Source organism: Mesorhizobium marinum (genome assembly GCF_040813675.1).
GTDB classification, from domain to species: Bacteria; Pseudomonadota; Alphaproteobacteria; order Rhizobiales; family Rhizobiaceae; genus Mesorhizobium_K; species Mesorhizobium_K marinum.
In genome coordinates this window covers 1-17,477 of record NZ_JBFOCI010000005.1, presented here as the reverse complement: position 1 = coordinate 17,477, position 17,477 = coordinate 1, and the positions used below count along the sequence as shown (strand labels likewise).

The window sequence follows — 17,477 nt, the reverse complement described above, 5'->3', positions numbered from 1 at the left end:
CGGGAAGGACTGCGCCCGGCTCTAGGAACGCTATTGGCCGAGCGGCACCGCGTGATCGGAGGGGTCGGGGTTCTGCCCGCTCGCCGGGGCCTGCGCCTTTTGCTGCGCAAGCCGTTCGGCCTGACGCTTCAGCGCCTTGCGCTTGGCCGGCGTGCCCCGGTCGTTGGGATCGAGCAGCGGCGGCTGGCCATCGGGCGCGGTCGCCTGCGCCGGGGCCGGAGCCGGGCGTGCCGAGATCTGGCCGGTTTCACCGCCGCGGATGACCAGCGGCATCGTCATCCTATCAGCATCGCCGGCTGCGGCTTCGCCTGGGAGCGCGGGATCGCCGAGCGACAGGATGTCCGTCGTCTCGCCTGTGGGCGTGTCGGCCAGCGCGAGGATCGACGGCGCGGGGCCGACGAGCGGCCCGGCATCGACGATGGAGGGGTCGGCCGCGGTGTCGGCGAGCGCGACGATCGACGGCGTGCCGGCGCTCGGGTCGAGCGACTGGATCGACGAGGCCGAAGCCCCGGTCGCCGCAAGGGTCGAGACGATGAAAGCAACGCTACTGGCACGCATGGCCGGAGCCCCCGGAAAGACCGGTGGAGTGTGGCAGGTCGTGGTTTACGGAGGCTTACCGGGAAACCGGTTGTTGCCGGCCGCCGAGCCGCGCTATAGCAACGCCATGCGAGATCGGGGCCGGAAGCATTGGCGGAAATCCTGAAGACCGAGGCGGCCATGGAGCGCGCCGTGGCGCTGCTCGAGGCCGGCGAGGTCGTGGCGATCCCGACCGAAACGGTCTACGGGCTCGCCGGCGACGCCACCAACGGCGAGGCTGTGGCCCGTATCTTCGAGGCGAAGGGAAGGCCGCGCCTCAATCCGCTGATCGCGCATGTGTCGGGCATGGTCATGGCGTCCGGCATCGCCCGGCTCGATCCGCTGTCCGAAAAACTCGCACAGGCGTTCTGGCCGGGGCCGCTGACGCTCGTGCTTCCGCTGCGCCAAGATGCGTCGATCCACCCGCTGGTGACGGCTGGGCTCGACACCGTCGCCGTCAGGATGCCGCAGGGATTCGGTTCCGCTCTCATCGCAAGGCTCGGCCGCCCGCTGGCGGCCCCGAGCGCCAACTCGTCCGGCCGCATCACGGCGACGACGGCAGAGGCTGTCGAGGCCGACCTCGGAAGCAGGATCCCGCTGATCGTCGACGGCGGCCCGACCACGGTCGGGCTGGAATCCACCATCGTCAAGGTCGAGGACGGGAAGGTGCGCCTGCTGCGCCCCGGCGGGGTCGCGGCGGAGGTCATCGAAGCTGCGGCCGGCCAGACCGTCGTGCGCGGCGCGGGCGGCGGCGAGCGCGTCGAGGCGCCCGGCATGCTTGCCTCCCACTATGCGCCGAAGGCATCGGTCCGCGTCGGGGCGGCCAGCGTATTGCCGGGCGAGGCGCTGCTCGCCTTCGGCCAGGTACGCGCCGAGAACGCCGATCGGGCGGTGGCAATGCTCAACCTGTCGCCGTCGGGCAATCTGCGGGAGGCCGCGGCCAACCTGTTCTCCCACATGCAGGCGCTCGACCGCTCGGGCGCGCCGACCATCGCGGTCGAATCCATCCCGGCGACCGGCCTCGGCGAAGCGATCAACGACCGGCTGCGCCGCGCCGCGGCCCCCAGGGACCAGTGAGTTCGTCGATGACGCCTCTTCCGCCCGATCCGACCCTGCTCGAGCGGTTTGCAGCGATCGTCGGCGACGCGCATGCGCTGCGCGCCGAAGCCGACATGGCGCCTTTCCTGCGCGAGCCGCGCGGCCTCTTCCCCGGGCGTACGCCGCTGGTGCTGCGGCCCGGCTCGGTGGAGGAAGTGAGCCGCATCCTGAAGCTCGCCAGCGAGACGCGCACCCCGATCGTTCCGCAGGGCGGCAATACCGGCCTCGTCGGCGGCCAGATGCCGGGCAGGGAAGGCAACGAGATCGTCGTTTCACTGTCGCGGCTGAACCGCGTGCGCGAGATCGACACGCTGTCCAACACGGTGACGGCCGAGGCGGGCGTGGTGCTCGAGGCGCTGCACCGCGCCGTCGACGCCGCCGACCGAATGTTCCCGCTGTCGCTGGCGTCGCAGGGCTCGTGCGAGATCGGCGGCAACCTCTCGTCCAATGCGGGCGGCACCGCGGTGCTCGCCTATGGCAATGCGCGCGAGCTCTGCCTCGGCGTCGAGGTGGTGCTGCCGACCGGCGAGGTGCTCGACGACCTCAGGAAGCTGAAGAAGGACAACACCGGCTACGACCTGAAGAACCTGTTCGTCGGCGCCGAGGGTACGCTCGGCATCATCACCGCGGCGGTGCTGAAGATCTTCCCGAAGCCGAAGGGACGCGAGGTCGGCTGGGCCGGGGTCGCCTCGCCGGAGGCGGCGCTCGGCCTGTTCGGCCTCGCCGGCGAGCGCGCCGGCGGCAGCCTGACGGCGTTCGAACTCATCGGCGGCACGCCGCTCGACTTCTCGCTGCGCTTTACGCCGAACGCCGTGCGCCCGCTTGCCGGCGACTGGCCATGGCACGTCCTGCTGGAGGTCTCGTCCGGGCGCTCGCAGGAGGACGCCCGCGCGTTGATCGAGACAATCCTCGCCGAAGGCATGGAACGCGGCTTCGCCGGCGATGCGACGCTGGCCGACAGCATTGCGCATGGCGATGCGCTGTGGGCGCTGCGCGAAAACATCTCGGAAGCGCAGAAGCCTGAGGGCGCATCGATCAAGCACGACATCTCGGTTCCGATCGCGTCGATACCGGAGTTCATCGGCCGCGCGGCGGCGGCGGTCGAAGGCGTCTGCCCGGGCGCCCGCGTCGTCTGCTTCGGCCACATGGGCGACGGCAACCTGCACTACAACGTCTCGCAGCCGGCGGGCGCCGATCCCGAAGTATTCCTCGACCTCTATCGGTCGATGAACAAGGCGGTGCACGACATCGTGCGGGCGCTCGGCGGCTCGATCTCGGCCGAGCACGGCATCGGCCGGCTGAAGCGCGACGAGCTCTTGGCGACGGCGCCGCCGGTCGGCATCGACCTGATGCGGCGGGTCAAGGCGGCGTTCGACCCTGCCGGCATCATGAACCCCGGCAAGGTCATCTGAGCGCTCGCGCAAAGTCCCGCAACCCCTTGTAAACGAAGCCTGACGGATCGTTACAGCAGGTCGGATTCCGATAACCATCCCCGATATCAGCAAAATTTAACCGACTTTTTTAAGCGGGCAGGTAAGGGTCCCGCGCTACTGTCGACCCACAACAGAGACCGGGAAAACCGGTCCCGGAGAACCGGTACGAACCGGCTCTCAGGAGAGACAGGAAGGCACAACAATGAGCACCGGACTGAAGCCAGTCTGGGCGGGACGCAACATGCGGCTCGACCCTTTCCATTTGCCGCAGGTCGTCAGCTACGCGACCCGTGACGATTTCGGCGACGTCACCTTCACCATCGACCAGCGTGGGGCGATCGTCCGCAGGGTCCTGCAGATGAGCGGGCTTCCCGCAACGGTGGTGCTGCCAGCCAACGCGTTCCGCGGCATCGCCGCGCGGGCCATGGAGGACGCGGACGGCAACGTCACGGTGACCCTCGAACTGCTGCATGCCGACCCGATGCTGTCGGTGCCGCTCCTGGTCGCCGACAATCTCGAGGATGTCGCAGCCGACTGGCGCGCCTGGGCCGATGCATTCCGCCTGCCGATGCTGCTGATCGAGGCAGACGGCGTGGCGCGCACGCTTGAAGAATCGCTCGGCGCGGCGATCAAGGCGCTGCCGGTGCAGGAGCGCCGCAAGCGCCGCGTGACGCCGCTGCGCCGTCCGCGCTTCCTGATGCGCCGCAAGCCCGGCAATCTCGGCCTGCGCCTTGTCGTCGACGGCCACGAGATCATCGCGCCCGAATAGCGCGGACGCAGGCTCAGAGCAGCGGTTTCAGGGCAACCCAGGCGCCGCCGCCGATCAGGCCGAGGAAGATCAGCCAGCCGACGACGTTGTTCGAGCGGAACAGCCGCAGGCACTGCTCGGGATCGTCGATGTCTAGCACGACGATCTGGCGCGCCATGTGCGCGCCGGCGGCGAGCAGGCCAGCCATCGCCGGCACCGGCACCTGCGCCGCGGAGAAGGCGCTGGCCATCAGGATCAGCGCGCCGCCGTAGAGCCCGATCAGCCAGGACTTCGTGCTGTCGCCGAAAAGGCGCGCGGTCGACCGGACGCCGACCAGCGCGTCGTCCTCCTTGTCCTGGTGCGCGTAGATGGTGTCGTAGCCGACCACCCAGAAGATCGACCCGAGATAGAGCAGCACTGCCGGTTGGGCGAGGTCGCCGAACTCGGCCGCCCAGCCCATCAGCGCGCCCCAGGAGAAGGCAAGGCCGAGCACGAGCTGCGGCCAGTTGGTAAAGCGCTTCATGAACGGATAGATGGCGACGACGACCAGCGAGGCGATGCCGAGCAGGATCGCGAAGCTGTTGAACTGGACGAGGACGACCAGCCCGGCGAACGCCTGCAGGACCAGGAACGCCCAGGCCTGGCGGCGCGTCACCTGTCCGGAGGGAAGCGGGCGCGAGCGCGTGCGCTCGACCTTTTCGTCGATGCCGGCGTCGACGATGTCGTTGTAGGTGCAGCCGGCCCCGCGCATCGCGATGGCGCCGACAAGAAACAGGGCGAGGTGCCAGGGCGAGGGAATGAGCGAAGCGAAGCTGTCGCCCGGCCGCGCATAGGCGCACGCCGCCAGCGCCGCCGACCACCAACAGGGCCAGAGCAGAAGCTGCCAGCCGATCGGCCGGTCCCAGCGCGCGAGCTGCGCATAGGGCCAGAGCCGGCGCGGCAGCGCGCGGTAGACCCAATGCCCGCTCGGGGCGTCGGCGACGCGGCCCTGGGCCGCCCTTGTCTGAACGTCTTCCATGCGCGTGGAGTGGCAGCCGGGCGGCCGGGCGTCAAGACGGGCGGCTCGCGCCGATTTGAGACCGTCGGCCGACGGGTTCGGTGGAAAGCGGCGCGGCGCGGCCATTACGGCTTGACCTCGCCTGCCATCGCCAATAGCGGAACCCTTTGAACCCGGCACGCGAGGTCTGTCCATGAACGTTCTGCTCATCGGGTCCGGCGGTCGCGAACACGCGCTGGCCTGGAAGCTCGCGGCCTCGCCGCTGCTCACCAGGCTCTACGCCGCGCCGGGCAATCCGGGCATAGCCGGCGAGGCCGAACTCGTGGCGCTCGACGTTTCCGATCATGCCGCCGTCGGCCGCTTCTGCCGCGACAAGGCGATCGGCCTCGTGGTGGTCGGCCCGGAGGCGCCGCTGGTCGCCGGCATCGCCGATGACCTGCGCGCGCAAGGCATCCGGGTGTTCGGCCCGTCGGCGAGCGCCGCCAGGCTCGAGGGCTCGAAGGGTTTCACCAAGGACCTTTGCGCGCGATACGGCATCCCGACAGCCGCCTACGGCCGTTTCGAGACGGCGGCCGACGCGCGCGCCTATGTCGAAAAGATGGGCGCGCCGATCGTCATCAAGGCCGACGGCCTTGCCGCCGGCAAGGGCGTGACCGTGGCGATGACGCTGGACGAGGCGCTTGCGGCGGTCGACGCCTGCTTCGAGGGCGCCTTCGGCGGTGCCGGCGCATCGGTGGTCGTGGAGGAATTCATGACCGGCGAGGAAGTCAGCTTCTTCTGCCTCTGCGACGGCTTCACGGCGCTGCCGTTCGGAACCGCCCAGGACCACAAGCGCGTCGGCGACGGCGATGTCGGCCCCAACACCGGCGGCATGGGCGCCTATTCCCCGGCACCGGCCATGGACTCGGCGATGATCGAGCGCACGATGCGCGAGATCGTGGAGCCGACGATGCGCGGCATGGCCGAGAAGGGCGCGCCCTTTTCCGGCGTGCTGTTCGCCGGCCTGATGCTGACGGAGAGCGGCCCGAAGCTGATCGAATACAACACCCGCTTCGGCGACCCCGAATGCCAGGTGCTGATGATGCGGCTGAAGGAAGACCTTCTGGTGCTGTTGAACGCCGCCGTCGACGGCCAGCTCGAACACGTCTCTGCGCGTTGGCGCGACGAAGCCGCGCTGACGGTCGTGATGGCGGCGAGGGGATACCCCGGCACGCCGGAGAAGGGGTCGGCGATCGGCGGTCTCGACAAGGCCACGGCAACCGGCGCAGAGGTTTTCCACGCCGGGACCGCCCTGTCCGACGGCAGGATCGTCGCCAATGGCGGGCGCGTGCTCAACGTCACCGCGACCGGCCGAACCGTCAGCGAGGCGCAGGCGAAAGCCTATGCGGCGATCGACGCCATCGAATGGCCCGAAGGGTTCTGCCGCCGCGACATCGGCTGGCGCGCGGTCGAACGGGAAAACGCCTAGCCCGTCAGGGCATCACCTCGTCGGGGCCGTCGAGCTTGCGCAGCAGAAAGACCGGCAATTCGCGGCGCGACAGATATGAGTCGGCCGCGCCGGGAACGATCGGCGGCGGGTCGTCGAGCGCGGCGGCCGAAATCTCGCCGCTCGGCTGGCCCTTCGGCGCGGGGTCGGCTGCCGGGCGGGGCATCGGCGGCCTCGCCCTTTGGGCGACCTCGGCGTAGCCGGCCAGTTCGACCGGCACGCGCTCTTCGGACGACAGGCCGAGCAGCGCATGGAAAGGCGGTGGCAGGCCGCGGGTCGCAGCAGAGCCGGGCAGCACCTCGACGACGGCGACGAACTTCAGGGTCGTGTCGCCGCGCTTCTTGCGCGCTTCCTCGCGCCGGATCGGCAGCGGGATCGTCTCGCCGGTCGGCACGGTGATGTCGGCAATCTCTTCGGTGACCGCCTCCGCCGACTGAGGCGCGGCGAAGGCGATCGGGACCAGTTCCGGAAACGATCCGGCGGCAAGCGCTTCGCGGATCGGCGCATCCGACGGTTCGTCGGTCAGCGTGACCTCCGCGAATTTCACGGTGATGTCGCCGCCCGCCAGCGCCGTGCGGCGCGGCACCGGCAGCGGCACGGTTTCGGACGAGGTTTGCGCGACGACGTCTTCATCGGTCGGCTCGCTCTTGTCGACGAGGCCGCCGAACGGCCACGCCGCGCGCAACTCGGCCGGGCTCATCGAGGCGACGTTCACGTCGATGTCCAGCGGCGTTCCCGGCACGCGGTAGGGGCAGGAGCGCGTATCGCAGTTGACGCCGGCGGCGAACTGCCAGAGCGCGTAGGTCTGCCAGTAGCCCTTCGGGAAGTGCAGCCCGATCGCCGGCTTGTAACGCGCATACCAGAGCGGCAGGCGCGAGAGCACGGTGTAGCGCTCCCGGTTCTCGGCGATGAACAGCGCCGTGCTGCCGTTGGTATAGAGCACCGGCCAGCGGCCGAGCCTCGTATGGATGTGGCGCGCGAAGATCTCGGCGTCCTTCAGCGACATCCACTTCTCGGGATCGTTGTCCTCGATGTCGAGCGCGATCAGGTCGTCGGGGCCGGGTTCGGCGAAGTCGATGAAGTTGTTGGCCTGGTCGATCGGGTTGCCCGGCCGCCCGAGATGGTAGGCGCCCCATTTGAGGCCGAGCGCCTTGGCGACGGTCCGGCGCGTGTGGAACAACTCGCGCGCCACGGCATGGCGCTTCCACAGCGCCTTGCAGAGCCGCTCCTCGGTCCGGTTGCCCGAGCACTTGTAGGGCGGCGACAGTCCGTCGGACGCCTTGTTGATAAAGCCGGTGATCCGCTTGTCGCCGACCAGTTTCTGCCAGTCGATGGGATTGTATTCATAGGCGTCGATCACCAGCGCCCGGTCCGACCGCTTCCACGGCTCGGAGAAATCGGAGGCGCCCGCCGCCACCGCGCCCGCAAGCGCGCCGACTGCGACAAGGAAAAGCATGCGTGCGAAGCGATCAAATGAATGAATCAATGTTCCGGCATTCCCTGCTGCTTTGCGCCGCCCCCGGCAGGGGGAGGCGTCAGCGTCTCTGCAACAAACTTGATCCCGCCGGCCGGCAAGTTATCGCCTGCCGCGGGAGGGTTTATCAAGCAGAAAAGGATCGGGCGCCGGCGCTTGGGGAAATGTGCCTTCCGCCTCGCGGAGGCGAAAGTGCACGAGGGAGCATGCCGGCGAGCACAAAATCCCCCGGTCCGACCAGTAGGCCGGCCCGTTGGAGACAATACCCTCGTGGCTCCAGAAGCCGATGGACCCGTAGGGTCTTCCGCATTCGATGCAGCGGCGGGTTTCCGGTCTTGAAAGCATGGATCGATTCCCTCCGCCGAGGAGGTTAGCGTTCCGGAAAGACGGGTCAACCGCGCACTATTTGACGCTTACGTAAACAGCGATTGCAGCTACCTTGGATTGTGTATGAGTATGCATATGTGTGCAGGAATGGGTCCTTTAATCCGTTGATTGGTATAGTGTTTTTGCCTATGTGTGAAGTGTCGCGCGCAAAATGTGCGCATAACCGTGCATCGCTGTGCAACCAAAAATTGCAGGGGCGAGTGCGGGGGCGAAAGGAAAAGCACGATGGCAAAAGAGCAACTGACCAAGTTCGAAATCGACGGGTGGCTTGCAAAGAACCCGCGGCGCGGCGCGCGCCTATACGACGGGGGCAACCTCTGCATCGAGGTCGGGACCACAGGCAAGGCGTCATGGATGTTGGCGTTCACCTCGCCCGTCACCGGCAAGCGCCGTCAGATGGGGCTAGGTGCCTATGACGGCACACTGAAAGACGCACGGGCACGCGCTGAACGTTGTCGCCGCCAGTTAGACGACGGGCTTGATCCGATTCTGGCTCGCAATGATTCTCGGCGTTCCGAACGTGCCGAGCGCCAGAAGGAGGTGACTTTCAAGCAGGTGGCTGACGATACGCTCGCCGTTATCAGTGAGCGCTGGACCGCGCCGGATGCAGTTGATCGTTGGGACAAAGCGATCGCCGAATGTTCCAAGCTGCACAGTTTGCCCGTGCGCGACCTCACGGCTTCCGACGTTGCCGATGTTCTGAAGCGCATCACCGCATCGACAACTCGCCGTTTCGTTCAGCTTCAAATGCGTCGCGTCTTTGACACCGCCATTGCCAAGGGGCTGAGTCAGGCGAACCCTGCCGACGCGCGCATCGTTGGCAAGCTCGTTTCATTGAAACACAAAACGACCCACCAGCCCGCCCTGCATTGGCGCGATGTGCCCGCCTACGTAGCGAGCGTGCGGGCGAAACAGGGTGACGCCGCGCGTTGCATGGAAATGCTCGTCCGCTGTGGCGTCCGGCGACGTGAGGCGACCGAAATGCGCTTCGATGAAATCGACTTCGCGAACAAGGTTTGGAACATCCCTGCTGATCGCACCAAGCAGCGCCGCGCGCATTCTGTGCCGCTACCCGAGCCCGCGTTTCAGATCGTTCTCGAACAGCGCATCCGCCACCCAAATGCCTCGCATACCTTCCCCGGAGGCCTTCGCGGCAAACGTGGACCGGGGCATCTGTCACATGCCGCTCTGCAACACCTGACGCCAGAGGGCGCGACGGTGCATGGCTTTCGCTCGGCCCTGCGCTCGTTCCTCGGCGACATGACAACGGTCAGCTACGAAACGGCAGAGGGCGTACTGGGCCACTTGGTGGGCGATGCGACGGTGCGCGCGTATCGTCGCGAGTCCGATCTCGAACGTCGCCGCGAAGCCCTGGAGCTTTGGAATTCGCACCTCGACGGTTCGATTGAAAGCGCCAAACAAACCTCGAACGTGGTTGCTTTCCAGCAGGTTAGGGTGGCGTCATGAAAAGGAGATTCAAGGCGCACCCGCAGCGACCCCCGCGCGGTGCCACAAAAGCGAGTGCAGACGGCGCTGCCATGTCGCCGGTCGATCATACGGCGCTGGGCGATTACGCTCGTCATGGGAACCGCACGGCACCGACAGGGGCGTTATTGTCGGCGACCAGCGCTGCAATGCTGCTCGGCGTTTCCCGCCGTCACTTCTACAATCTCAAAGAGCGCTTCGACCTCTGGCCGTGTTCAGCGGGAACGAAGGCGCGGCCTTTGTATCGGCGTGACGACATTCTGCGGCTGGCGAACCGCGTCGAGGCCATGCCTGAGCATGAATGGGTTCGACACCATGCGCACCTGCCCGAGGTGCCTGACAGGTAAGCACTGCCTGCCACAGCGAAGCACCGTAGGCGGCCTTTGGTGCCAGTGTGTCGATTGCGTCGGGTGTGTCGATACGCGTAACGACACACCTCTCTGCCGACTTCGAGGGTGGTAGTTGTGTCGCCAATGTCGATATACGCGCGGGACATATAAACGTCCCCTTTCCTCACATATTATATAAAAGGAGGCCCCCCCTTTTTTCATCGACACACGCGACACAACTCCCGCCTTCACACTCGCCCCTTGTACTTGATACCACTCGTCAGCCGATAGATTTCGTCGCGGCGAACGCGTTCTTCCTCGGCCTTTCTGGCGAACGTCACATGGACTGCCTCGTTCACTATTCCCTGCGGAGGCGAAACCCTTTTCGGCCCGTCTTCCACCTCGACCAACCAGCCATCCGCGTAGAGCCGATCCAGTGTCCTCTGATAGTCGCGCCTCTCCATTTCGCGACACGCCGCGACGTTTCGCTGAAGCAGGCGTAGTGTCACACGCTCGACGTTGTGCGTTAGAATGTAGCCGGCGATCCCGCGGATTACCTCGTCCTGACCCGAACCAAGAATCTCGATGTGGAATGCCATCGCGTGGTTCAGGAGGAAGTCGAACAGCAACTGCTCGGCTCTACGTATCGTGCCCGCCGCGATCTCGTTGGGTATCCAATGCTGCTGCGCGTCGGTCAATTGTGGCAACGATGCGTAGTCGATCAAATGCAGCCCAAGCGATAGGCGGGCCAACATGCCATCGTACTTCTTCAGATGCATGTGCAGGCTCGGATATATCTCGGCGAAGTGTTCGAGCAGCGCTTTCGTGCTTCGTTGCCGCTCGATGAAAATTCCCTGCGCCTCATGGCTAAACGAAAGCAGAGCGCCGTCTTGGTGCGTTCCGCCAACCACGTCCCGACCCGATAGCGTGTGGAGTCGTTTTACCAGCGCATCATATCGATCGAGGACGCTCTGAATGTTGGCGTCAGTGCCGATACCCCGATCTGTAAGTAGGACAGGCGTAATGCGCTGCATCATGCCATCATCGAGGCCGCCAGCGCTGATCTTCTTGATAGGGTCAGGCTGTATGCACCCGACGATGCTCATGGCGATGTTGTCGATGTAGATCTTCCCTCGACCGATGCGGCGAACGGTATCGCCGATCCCGTCATATGACTTCAGCCAGAATGCGCGGTTCGGTGATACGTCGCCTTTGCCGCCGTTCATGTATCGGTCGATGCCGGCGAAGAACTGCGTCACTTCTTCGTCCAGTATGCCGACGCCATCGACCTTACTGAGCATCGCGTCCTGCGCAGCCTCGGTTGTCGTGTCACCGAGGATAAGATCGGGGCAAGGAGGGAGATCGTTGTTCGACAGCTTCTTGCCTTCCGCCGCCGCCTGCGCCCGCAGGGTTTCGCAACGCTTGGTCCAGTTGTCTCGGATTTCCTTGTCGATGTCCTTGATGGGTTTCCCGACTATGTTGATCAGCGGCGACTTTCCTGCTCCGCTCGCTCCAACGCCGATCCCCCACATGCCGAACCGCTCTTTCCACCTATCACTGGATCGAACGGGTCGAATTCGAATCTTGTCCGTCGTTGCCATTGCACAAGCGCTCAAAGACAGAACGCACAGTGCCGACTTGTCGAGCCCGGTTGAGTCGCCGACCTCCTGGACCATCTCGTCTAGAATTCCTGGGAGCACACCTTGCGGTACGGCTGCGGGCGTTGCTGGCGCCCAGTAGTCAATTGGCTCCCGATTCTCATACGCGGCCTTAGGAGCGCTTGCCCCCTGTACGGGGGGAACATTCTCTCGGTTGATTTCCCTTTGATAGGCGAGTGTCGTAGCCATGATCGAGTCGAGCCGGGGCTTCTCGGCCCGGATACGCGCACGCTCGGCCTCGCGTTCGGCATGGAGACGATCATTGTTGGGACGCGCCTTGGTGAGTTCCTTGGCTATGCGACGCCAAACTTTATGCTCGCGAGCCTCGCCGTTCGCTGCGGGAGCCGACTGCGTGACATACGGCAGGGACAACACGATCCGGAGAATCTGATCTGGCGAGCCGGTGACTTTATCGAGGTCACCAATGACCTGCACATTGACGTCCGACCAGACGCCCGGAGGCCACGTTCCATATGCCCAATCTTGGAACTTCCTGTTGGCGGTGCAGGCGCGTTCAAGCACTTGGGCGTCTGACAGGTCGAGGCGGCGGCCATTCGATTCGTACTCGCCAACATGGTCGAAATCGCCGCCACAAACGGTGCCCGTCGCCTTCTCGATTTCGCTAACCAGCTCGTTGATTGCGAGCTGGCAGTCCGCAAAGTCATCAGTCGAGTTGGGTAGCCGATTCCCTGTGGTGGTGAGGTAGCGGCGGGCGCTGTAAATCTCGATGCCGTATTTCAGTTTGAGTGCGTTGTAGGCTGTTGCGTTGTTCGGCAGGATGCCACGACAGATCAGGTGCACCCCTTTCTGCGACGGCGACAATTCGGCATAGGACGGGATCGCTGCGAGTATGTACTTGCGCCACTCCTCGCTGATTGCGCGATGCTCTGGCGCGACGTGGTCGAGGTCGTCCATATCGAAACCGATCAGACGGTCATCGTTGCGCCCGCCGAGGATCAGTCCGAGGCCATACTCTGGATTGGCAAGAATGAAGTCGCGGCACAGCCCGAACTCGGACCATGTGGCTGGCGACATAGAGGACGCATATGTGGGTGGGGTCGTCGGCTGGTATGGTGGCTTCGTCGCCTTGCCGTCGCTCGTCTCGTACTTCCAAAGTACGCATGGATGATCGGCTATAGATTTCGGAAGGGTGTCGAAGTTTACTAGAGTATGCGAATTCATCCGTAATCTCCTTGCAGTCATAGGTCGGGATATGCGATTGCAAGGGCGTATCTCTTTTGTACCCCTGAAATCGTTGCATTGCCCTCGGACGAAAGTCCGGGGGCTTTTTCTTGTTGACCTATTGCAGGAGCGTCCAACTGCCGACCCAGCATGTGAGTCGGATTACGTCGGGCGATCACGATGCCGCAGGGGCGATCGAATCCGACGCGAGCTGAATTTTAAGCGGCTTCCCGCTCAGCGACAACTTTAAATCCGTAGAAGGCCATCAGCTTCGCCGTTGTTTCAGGCGCAGGAGCCGACTTCGGGTTGCGCACGAAGTAGGTCAGTCGCTGATAGTCAACATCAAGCTTGCGAGCCAAATCGGTGATCCTTCCGCACTCGGCGATACGCTGCCTGAGTGTTTCGAGAACGGCCACAAAATCCATTGGTTCTTGGCGTGTGCTCATGATCGTTTTTCGTCCATCGACAGTTGATATTGAAAATCGTTTCGCACGTTACTTTCGATTCCGTCAATAAACAAACAGATTGATTGATCTTTTGTGTCTAATCGCGCCCTATGCATGTTGTTAAACGAACAATACATTTAACGAAATGAATTCACGGAGCGACGATATGTCTGGACTAACCCCAGCAGGCTCTAGTTTACCAATCGACCTCTGGCTTCTTCTCGAAGGCGTGCGCAAGAAAATATCGGCCAGCAACATTCAAGAGCTTTCCGATACCACCGGAGTCACTCGCCCGACGCTTTACGACATCGCAGCCGGTCGGCGGGTCCCGACCATCGAGACGTTTCAGCGACTTCTGAACCATTTCCAATTTGCCGCCGACGCCGCGACTCACAAGCACGTGCTCCCGCCTGTCGTTCGCGGCGAGCAGTCAGTGACGCCGAGAGCCGCGACTACGGGCACGAAGTCCACCGCGTAGCGAGCAACGACGAGCAAGGAGAAGCGATATGGGCAAGATCGACCACGGTTCCTTCCGTACCCATTCTGGCTATCCGCCATATGATTGTTCATTGGCCGAGCAGCTACTTCACATCTGCCAAGGGCTGGTGAACCGCCACTGCGACGCTTTCGGCGCGGAGGCATCGCTTGAGTACCAGCGAGGATTGACCGTTCACGCGGGCGTCGATGGCGACCTTCTGACCGTTGGTGTCGGTTTCTGCGAGGACACCCGGCTGCGTTGCAGCGAGTGTCCGACCCCTTGGCTTGGCAGCGAATACGCCTTCATCCCAGAATATGTCGTTGCACGACTCGATGTCGCACAGGCCCGTCGCCGGGCCGTACTGGATCGGATCGTTGGCCATCGGCGCGAGTATGCCGAAATGCTGAAACGTCTCGGTCGCGTCACTTGGGCGGTGGAGAATTTCCCTGTCGAGTTCACGCTATACCCGAGCCAGTTGGTCGTCACGCATCCTGACCGAGGCTTTGTCGAATATCTGCACCAGAAAGTAGCCGCTCCAATCAGCATCGACTGTGTGGCTGTTGGGTTCAGCGACAACGAAACGCCCGGCTGGTTCGGCGCGTAGCGCACTGCCTGTCCGTAGCAACATCGATCAACGCCGACGACTGGCACCCAACCAGTCCTTGGAGAAGAAACCATGCGCTTGAGAGCAATGAAGCACGGGGGAGCAGCCGCGATCATCCAGATGCTAAATTTGCTAAACCTGGCCGACCTCGCGACACAGACCGGACTCCGCAAGGCCCGCTTGGCGGAACTCGCTAGCGGCAACGAAAAGGTCAAACCAGCGACGAGTGATGAACTCACCACGCTATGCGGCTCGATGAGCAGCGTCCTTCGGTATATTGTCGATGGAGATGCCATCGCGACCGACGCCGCTATGGCAATCCGCATGGCGCTGTTCGGCAGAGACCTTGCGCGGGTTAGCGATGCCGGCTCCATCGCGGCCGATTTCCTCGAGCGCTATCGTGATGGTGCCGACTGCCTTAGTGCCGACGATCTCGACCTACTCGCGACTATCCTTTTTGACGGCCGCTTGAAGATCGACCGCGAAACAGGCGAACTGGTCGCGATCGGGCGTGTCGCGGTGCCGACGATCGCTCGTAAGGTTCGCCCGGTCTCGTATCCGACACAGCCCACCGACAACTACCACGTCAACCGTGCGATCAGCCTCGATCCGAATGGGCTTGCTCCGGTGGCGACGGGTTCGGAAGTTCCGGGCATGGCCATCCTCAAACCCGAACCGCCCCGCGCTGGATACGCAAGGTTCGAGGCCAGGCTCAGGGCGATTGCCGAGGGGCGCTGACGATGGCTTGGATCAAACTCACCCAGCCCAATGGCGAACCCACTACAATCGGGTCAAGCTCGATTCTCGATGTGTCGAAGGCGAGGTTTGGCGGAACCTATGTCACGTTCGTACCTTCCGGTCGGCACACCGGCCATGGTGAGTTCAGCGCAGGCGTCATTGTTCGGGAAGCGCCGGACGATGTTCGAGAAGCCTTGGATCAAGCGAAGTGAACCATAGGTCCTGACGTTCAAAATTAGTGCTCACCTGCTCCGTTGCGGCTTTCGAGCGAGGCGACCTAGACGTTGGTCATCGCAACCGCAACACAAGGAGAAAGCACATGACGACGACCAAGCAAACCATGCGCGCTACCAAGGCTAAGGCTACGAAGATTAAGGCGTCCGTGCGGACGAAGTTCGCCCAGGCACCGAATGGTCCGCGCGTCGCCAAGAAGGCGCAAGTCGCTGAAATGCTCAAAGAGGGCACGACTGTGGAGGCGATAGTCGCGAAGTTTGAATGCTCGCCTGTTGCGGCTCGCGCGCTGATCGGCGACGTCAAGCGGATGGGCGTCAAGGTCGATTTCGACCACGGCACCGCCGTCTATAAAGTCGCCTGATCGACCCCCGCCAAGTGTTGCAATTTGCGCGCCCTTAGGGCGCGCATTTTTGTTGCCTCCACGACGGGAATCCGGCATAGCTGCCCTACCGTTGGTCTCCCCGGTTAATGACCCTCCCTGCCAATGTCTGGAGGGGGTCAAATCTAGCAACCGAACCAGGAGCCAACGAATGTTTTTCGCTTCCGAGAATATTTTGATATCCGTCACCCTCGCGCCGAAGCTCACAAAGAAGCGGCGCGTCGGCTTGATGCTCAAGCGACCTGGTGGGGTCAAGGTCGCAACAATCATGTCCGAGTTGGACGTTACCGAACCTGCGGCTAAGGCCTTGATTGGCGACGTGCGCAGGGAAGGGAACAAGGTCACGCTTGATCGAAAGACGGCAGTATACAAGGCCACCTAACCACAGGTCGCCCACCCGCCACAGAAAGAGGCGCGCCAACGTGCGGGCCTTTTTCGTTTGGGCGATCCGCTATTGTAGTAGACGGGCCACAAAACATGAGCCATTGGGCCGGACTGGCGCAGGTGGTTCCCTCTCGGTAGGATGAGAAGCAGCTGCGGAGGGAAACGCATGCGGAGTTTCGCGCTCATTGTTGCGGCGCTAATCTCAACACAAGCTTTGTCCGAGGACGGACGCACCTTCACACTGAATGGGCGCCAGTATGCATTTCATTTTCCTGAAGAGTACAAATTTGTTGAACGAAGAAATACGTCAAGTGCCAATGGTGAGCTCGTTGAATTTTCAATAAATGAAACTCATTATGCGATTATATTTAGCGCTCAAGATCAATCTATTGATGAACTTTACAATCAATTTTCATCCGACAAAACGAAAGAACAAATAGAAAAATTCTATTCGAGAGATGGTGACAATTATTTTGAGGTTCACATAGCCGAGTACGACGAGAAAAGAAGTTTGTATGGCTTTTCTATTCATATATCATGCTATTCGAAATGTAATTTTTCGGCAGCTATTTTGGCTCCATTGGACGACCCGCGATTGGGAATAGATGTGGTAAACAGTCTTCGCGCTCAAGTGAAGGGCCTTAATACACACTAAGTGTATTCAGTTGTGATCTCTGGCACTCAGTCTGCAAGGGACACCGCCGCCCCTACACGCGCGTCCCGCACAGCGCCGCCCGATTTGACGGTCGTTTGTGGCACCCGCATTGTACCGGCAGTTGCGGGAACCCCTGCCGTCCGATGACCGAACCCGACTTCGACCCCCTCCGCGAAGGCGGGCGGGGCTGCCTAATCGGGGCCGTTGTCGCACTGGTCGTCATCATTGGGCTGGTCTGGCTTTTGAGGTAGCGACTCTCGGCCTCTACGTTCGACTTCACTGTGCCATTGCACTTCGCCGGGTGACATATGCCCGTTGTGCCGGAAGTAGTCGGGTGGCCGATTGCCCAAGACGTTGACCGCTTCTCTCAAATCCGTGCGGAGCCTCATCATCGCTTCGCCGTGAGGCGTGTAGTGGTTCATGCCGATGCCTGCGTGGCCAAGAGCGCGGACGAGTTGGTCAGCTAGGTGCTCGATTTTGTCGAAGTCCGTTCTATAGATTTCCGTGCGGAGTTTCCTGCGTCCTGGCATTGGCGTTGCTCCTCAGGTCCCGAGTTTCAGCTACGCCCCATAAGAATAGGAATTATGTCCTAATTATATACATGACAAAAGCGAACGATTCGGTTAAAGCACACGGCGACAGGCCGGCACTAGAGACTGAGGTTACTCCTGACGCTCTTCAGGCGTTTGAGGACTTGTGGATTCAG

General features: G+C 62.9%; 19 protein-coding genes. 13 read left to right on the top strand and 6 right to left on the bottom strand.

Features of this window, described 5'->3' with window-relative positions; translation table 11 throughout:
* Nucleotides 1-30: 30 nt before the first annotated feature.
* Nucleotides 31-558 carry a hypothetical protein gene (locus ABUE31_RS15925; protein ID WP_367724664.1) on the bottom strand — a complete coding sequence of 176 codons (528 nt, stop codon included), beginning with the start codon at nucleotides 556-558 and terminating at the stop codon, nucleotides 31-33.
* Between the two features lie 159 nt (nucleotides 559-717).
* Here ABUE31_RS15925 and ABUE31_RS15920 point away from each other — a divergent pair, with 159 nt between their 5' ends.
* The 3 genes from ABUE31_RS15920 to ABUE31_RS15910 all read left to right on the top strand — a co-directional run bounded on the left by ABUE31_RS15920 (nucleotide 718) and on the right by ABUE31_RS15910 (nucleotide 3,876).
* Nucleotides 718-1,653 (top strand): L-threonylcarbamoyladenylate synthase, encoded by a 936-nt coding sequence (locus tag ABUE31_RS15920; protein ID WP_437344141.1) that lies wholly within the window; start codon nucleotides 718-720, stop codon nucleotides 1,651-1,653.
* A gap of 8 nt (nucleotides 1,654-1,661) precedes the next feature.
* The gene (locus ABUE31_RS15915) at nucleotides 1,662-3,086 is read left to right on the top strand and encodes an FAD-binding oxidoreductase (RefSeq protein ID WP_367724661.1); all 1,425 of its coding nucleotides are present in this window, start codon (nucleotides 1,662-1,664) and stop codon (nucleotides 3,084-3,086) included.
* A 223-nt stretch (nucleotides 3,087-3,309) separates the two neighbouring features.
* Entirely contained in the window at nucleotides 3,310-3,876 is a 567-nt protein-coding gene (locus tag ABUE31_RS15910; protein WP_367724660.1) for a DUF6101 family protein, read from the top strand.
* A 13-nt stretch (nucleotides 3,877-3,889) separates the two neighbouring features.
* Here the strand turns inward: ABUE31_RS15910 and ubiA are convergent, their stop codons facing one another.
* Nucleotides 3,890-4,873, bottom strand: coding sequence for a 4-hydroxybenzoate octaprenyltransferase (ubiA, locus tag ABUE31_RS15905; RefSeq protein WP_367724659.1), 984 nt, complete (start codon nucleotides 4,871-4,873; stop codon nucleotides 3,890-3,892).
* 172 nt (nucleotides 4,874-5,045) lie between these two features.
* Between ubiA and purD the strand changes: the two genes are divergently transcribed.
* Entirely contained in the window at nucleotides 5,046-6,320 is a 1,275-nt protein-coding gene (gene purD / locus ABUE31_RS15900; RefSeq protein ID WP_367724658.1) for a phosphoribosylamine--glycine ligase, read from the top strand.
* 4 nt (nucleotides 6,321-6,324) lie between these two features.
* Here the strand turns inward: purD and ABUE31_RS22825 are convergent, their stop codons facing one another.
* Both ABUE31_RS22825 and ABUE31_RS15890 read right to left on the bottom strand, forming a co-directional pair.
* Nucleotides 6,325-7,794, bottom strand: coding sequence for a glycoside hydrolase family 25 protein (locus ABUE31_RS22825; protein ID WP_437344136.1), 1,470 nt, complete (start codon nucleotides 7,792-7,794; stop codon nucleotides 6,325-6,327).
* A gap of 120 nt (nucleotides 7,795-7,914) precedes the next feature.
* A complete protein-coding gene (locus tag ABUE31_RS15890) occupies nucleotides 7,915-8,157 on the bottom strand; it encodes a hypothetical protein (RefSeq protein ID WP_367724657.1) in 243 nt (80 codons plus the stop codon).
* A gap of 267 nt (nucleotides 8,158-8,424) precedes the next feature.
* On the opposite strand from ABUE31_RS15890, the gene ABUE31_RS15885 reads away from it, so the two are divergent.
* Together ABUE31_RS15885 and ABUE31_RS15880 are read left to right on the top strand one after the other, a co-directional pair.
* A complete protein-coding gene (locus ABUE31_RS15885) occupies nucleotides 8,425-9,666 on the top strand; it encodes a tyrosine-type recombinase/integrase (protein WP_367724656.1) in 1,242 nt (413 codons plus the stop codon).
* The gene (locus ABUE31_RS15880) at nucleotides 9,663-10,031 is read left to right on the top strand and encodes a hypothetical protein (protein WP_367724655.1); all 369 of its coding nucleotides are present in this window, start codon (nucleotides 9,663-9,665) and stop codon (nucleotides 10,029-10,031) included. The genes ABUE31_RS15885 and ABUE31_RS15880 overlap by 4 nt, the downstream gene beginning before the upstream one ends.
* A 230-nt stretch (nucleotides 10,032-10,261) precedes the next feature.
* On the opposite strand, the gene ABUE31_RS15875 is transcribed toward ABUE31_RS15880, so the two are convergent.
* Nucleotides 10,262-12,853 (bottom strand): DUF3987 domain-containing protein, encoded by a 2,592-nt coding sequence (locus tag ABUE31_RS15875; RefSeq protein WP_367724654.1) that lies wholly within the window; start codon nucleotides 12,851-12,853, stop codon nucleotides 10,262-10,264.
* A 218-nt stretch (nucleotides 12,854-13,071) separates the two neighbouring features.
* The gene (locus ABUE31_RS15870; protein WP_367724652.1) at nucleotides 13,072-13,299 is read right to left on the bottom strand and encodes a hypothetical protein; all 228 of its coding nucleotides are present in this window, start codon (nucleotides 13,297-13,299) and stop codon (nucleotides 13,072-13,074) included.
* Between the two features lie 166 nt (nucleotides 13,300-13,465).
* Here ABUE31_RS15870 and ABUE31_RS15865 point away from each other — a divergent pair, with 166 nt between their 5' ends.
* From ABUE31_RS15865 to ABUE31_RS15835, 7 genes are all read left to right on the top strand, one after another.
* Entirely contained in the window at nucleotides 13,466-13,777 is a 312-nt protein-coding gene (locus ABUE31_RS15865) for a helix-turn-helix domain-containing protein (protein WP_367724651.1), read from the top strand.
* 28 nt (nucleotides 13,778-13,805) lie between these two features.
* Nucleotides 13,806-14,381: a hypothetical protein gene (locus ABUE31_RS15860; protein ID WP_367724650.1), complete on the top strand. Its 576-nt coding sequence runs from the start codon at nucleotides 13,806-13,808 to the stop codon at nucleotides 14,379-14,381.
* A 72-nt stretch (nucleotides 14,382-14,453) separates the two neighbouring features.
* A complete protein-coding gene (locus tag ABUE31_RS15855; protein ID WP_367724649.1) occupies nucleotides 14,454-15,119 on the top strand; it encodes a hypothetical protein in 666 nt (221 codons plus the stop codon).
* A gap of 2 nt (nucleotides 15,120-15,121) precedes the next feature.
* Nucleotides 15,122-15,331 carry a hypothetical protein gene (locus ABUE31_RS15850; protein ID WP_367724648.1) on the top strand — a complete coding sequence of 70 codons (210 nt, stop codon included), beginning with the start codon at nucleotides 15,122-15,124 and terminating at the stop codon, nucleotides 15,329-15,331.
* Between the two features lie 107 nt (nucleotides 15,332-15,438).
* Nucleotides 15,439-15,714 (top strand): hypothetical protein, encoded by a 276-nt coding sequence (locus tag ABUE31_RS15845; protein ID WP_367724647.1) that lies wholly within the window; start codon nucleotides 15,439-15,441, stop codon nucleotides 15,712-15,714.
* 169 nt (nucleotides 15,715-15,883) lie between these two features.
* A complete protein-coding gene (locus tag ABUE31_RS15840) occupies nucleotides 15,884-16,114 on the top strand; it encodes a hypothetical protein (protein WP_367724646.1) in 231 nt (76 codons plus the stop codon).
* Between the two features lie 168 nt (nucleotides 16,115-16,282).
* Nucleotides 16,283-16,771, top strand: coding sequence for a hypothetical protein (locus tag ABUE31_RS15835; protein WP_367724645.1), 489 nt, complete (start codon nucleotides 16,283-16,285; stop codon nucleotides 16,769-16,771).
* Nucleotides 16,772-17,477: the final 706 nt, after the last annotated feature.

What these genes read in the sequence shown, in the direction of transcription:
- ABUE31_RS15925 (WP_367724664.1), bottom strand. Translation starts at nt 558, where the DNA reads ATGCGTGCCAGTAGCGTTGCTTTCATCGTCTCGACCCTTGCGGCGACC.
- ABUE31_RS15920 (WP_437344141.1), top strand. Translation starts at nt 718, where the DNA reads ATGGAGCGCGCCGTGGCGCTGCTCGAGGCCGGCGAGGTCGTGGCGATC.
- ABUE31_RS15915 (WP_367724661.1), top strand. Translation starts at nt 1,662, where the DNA reads ATGACGCCTCTTCCGCCCGATCCGACCCTGCTCGAGCGGTTTGCAGCG.
- ABUE31_RS15910 (WP_367724660.1), top strand. Translation starts at nt 3,310, where the DNA reads ATGAGCACCGGACTGAAGCCAGTCTGGGCGGGACGCAACATGCGGCTC.
- ubiA (WP_367724659.1), bottom strand. Translation starts at nt 4,873, where the DNA reads ATGGAAGACGTTCAGACAAGGGCGGCCCAGGGCCGCGTCGCCGACGCC.
- purD (WP_367724658.1), top strand. Translation starts at nt 5,046, where the DNA reads ATGAACGTTCTGCTCATCGGGTCCGGCGGTCGCGAACACGCGCTGGCC.
- ABUE31_RS22825 (WP_437344136.1), bottom strand. Translation starts at nt 7,794, where the DNA reads ATGCTTTTCCTTGTCGCAGTCGGCGCGCTTGCGGGCGCGGTGGCGGCG.
- ABUE31_RS15890 (WP_367724657.1), bottom strand. Translation starts at nt 8,157, where the DNA reads ATGCTTTCAAGACCGGAAACCCGCCGCTGCATCGAATGCGGAAGACCC.
- ABUE31_RS15885 (WP_367724656.1), top strand. Translation starts at nt 8,425, where the DNA reads ATGGCAAAAGAGCAACTGACCAAGTTCGAAATCGACGGGTGGCTTGCA.
- ABUE31_RS15880 (WP_367724655.1), top strand. Translation starts at nt 9,663, where the DNA reads ATGAAAAGGAGATTCAAGGCGCACCCGCAGCGACCCCCGCGCGGTGCC.
- ABUE31_RS15875 (WP_367724654.1), bottom strand. Translation starts at nt 12,853, where the DNA reads ATGAATTCGCATACTCTAGTAAACTTCGACACCCTTCCGAAATCTATA.
- ABUE31_RS15870 (WP_367724652.1), bottom strand. Translation starts at nt 13,299, where the DNA reads ATGAGCACACGCCAAGAACCAATGGATTTTGTGGCCGTTCTCGAAACA.
- ABUE31_RS15865 (WP_367724651.1), top strand. Translation starts at nt 13,466, where the DNA reads ATGTCTGGACTAACCCCAGCAGGCTCTAGTTTACCAATCGACCTCTGG.
- ABUE31_RS15860 (WP_367724650.1), top strand. Translation starts at nt 13,806, where the DNA reads ATGGGCAAGATCGACCACGGTTCCTTCCGTACCCATTCTGGCTATCCG.
- ABUE31_RS15855 (WP_367724649.1), top strand. Translation starts at nt 14,454, where the DNA reads ATGCGCTTGAGAGCAATGAAGCACGGGGGAGCAGCCGCGATCATCCAG.
- ABUE31_RS15850 (WP_367724648.1), top strand. Translation starts at nt 15,122, where the DNA reads ATGGCTTGGATCAAACTCACCCAGCCCAATGGCGAACCCACTACAATC.
- ABUE31_RS15845 (WP_367724647.1), top strand. Translation starts at nt 15,439, where the DNA reads ATGACGACGACCAAGCAAACCATGCGCGCTACCAAGGCTAAGGCTACG.
- ABUE31_RS15840 (WP_367724646.1), top strand. Translation starts at nt 15,884, where the DNA reads ATGTTTTTCGCTTCCGAGAATATTTTGATATCCGTCACCCTCGCGCCG.
- ABUE31_RS15835 (WP_367724645.1), top strand. Translation starts at nt 16,283, where the DNA reads ATGCGGAGTTTCGCGCTCATTGTTGCGGCGCTAATCTCAACACAAGCT.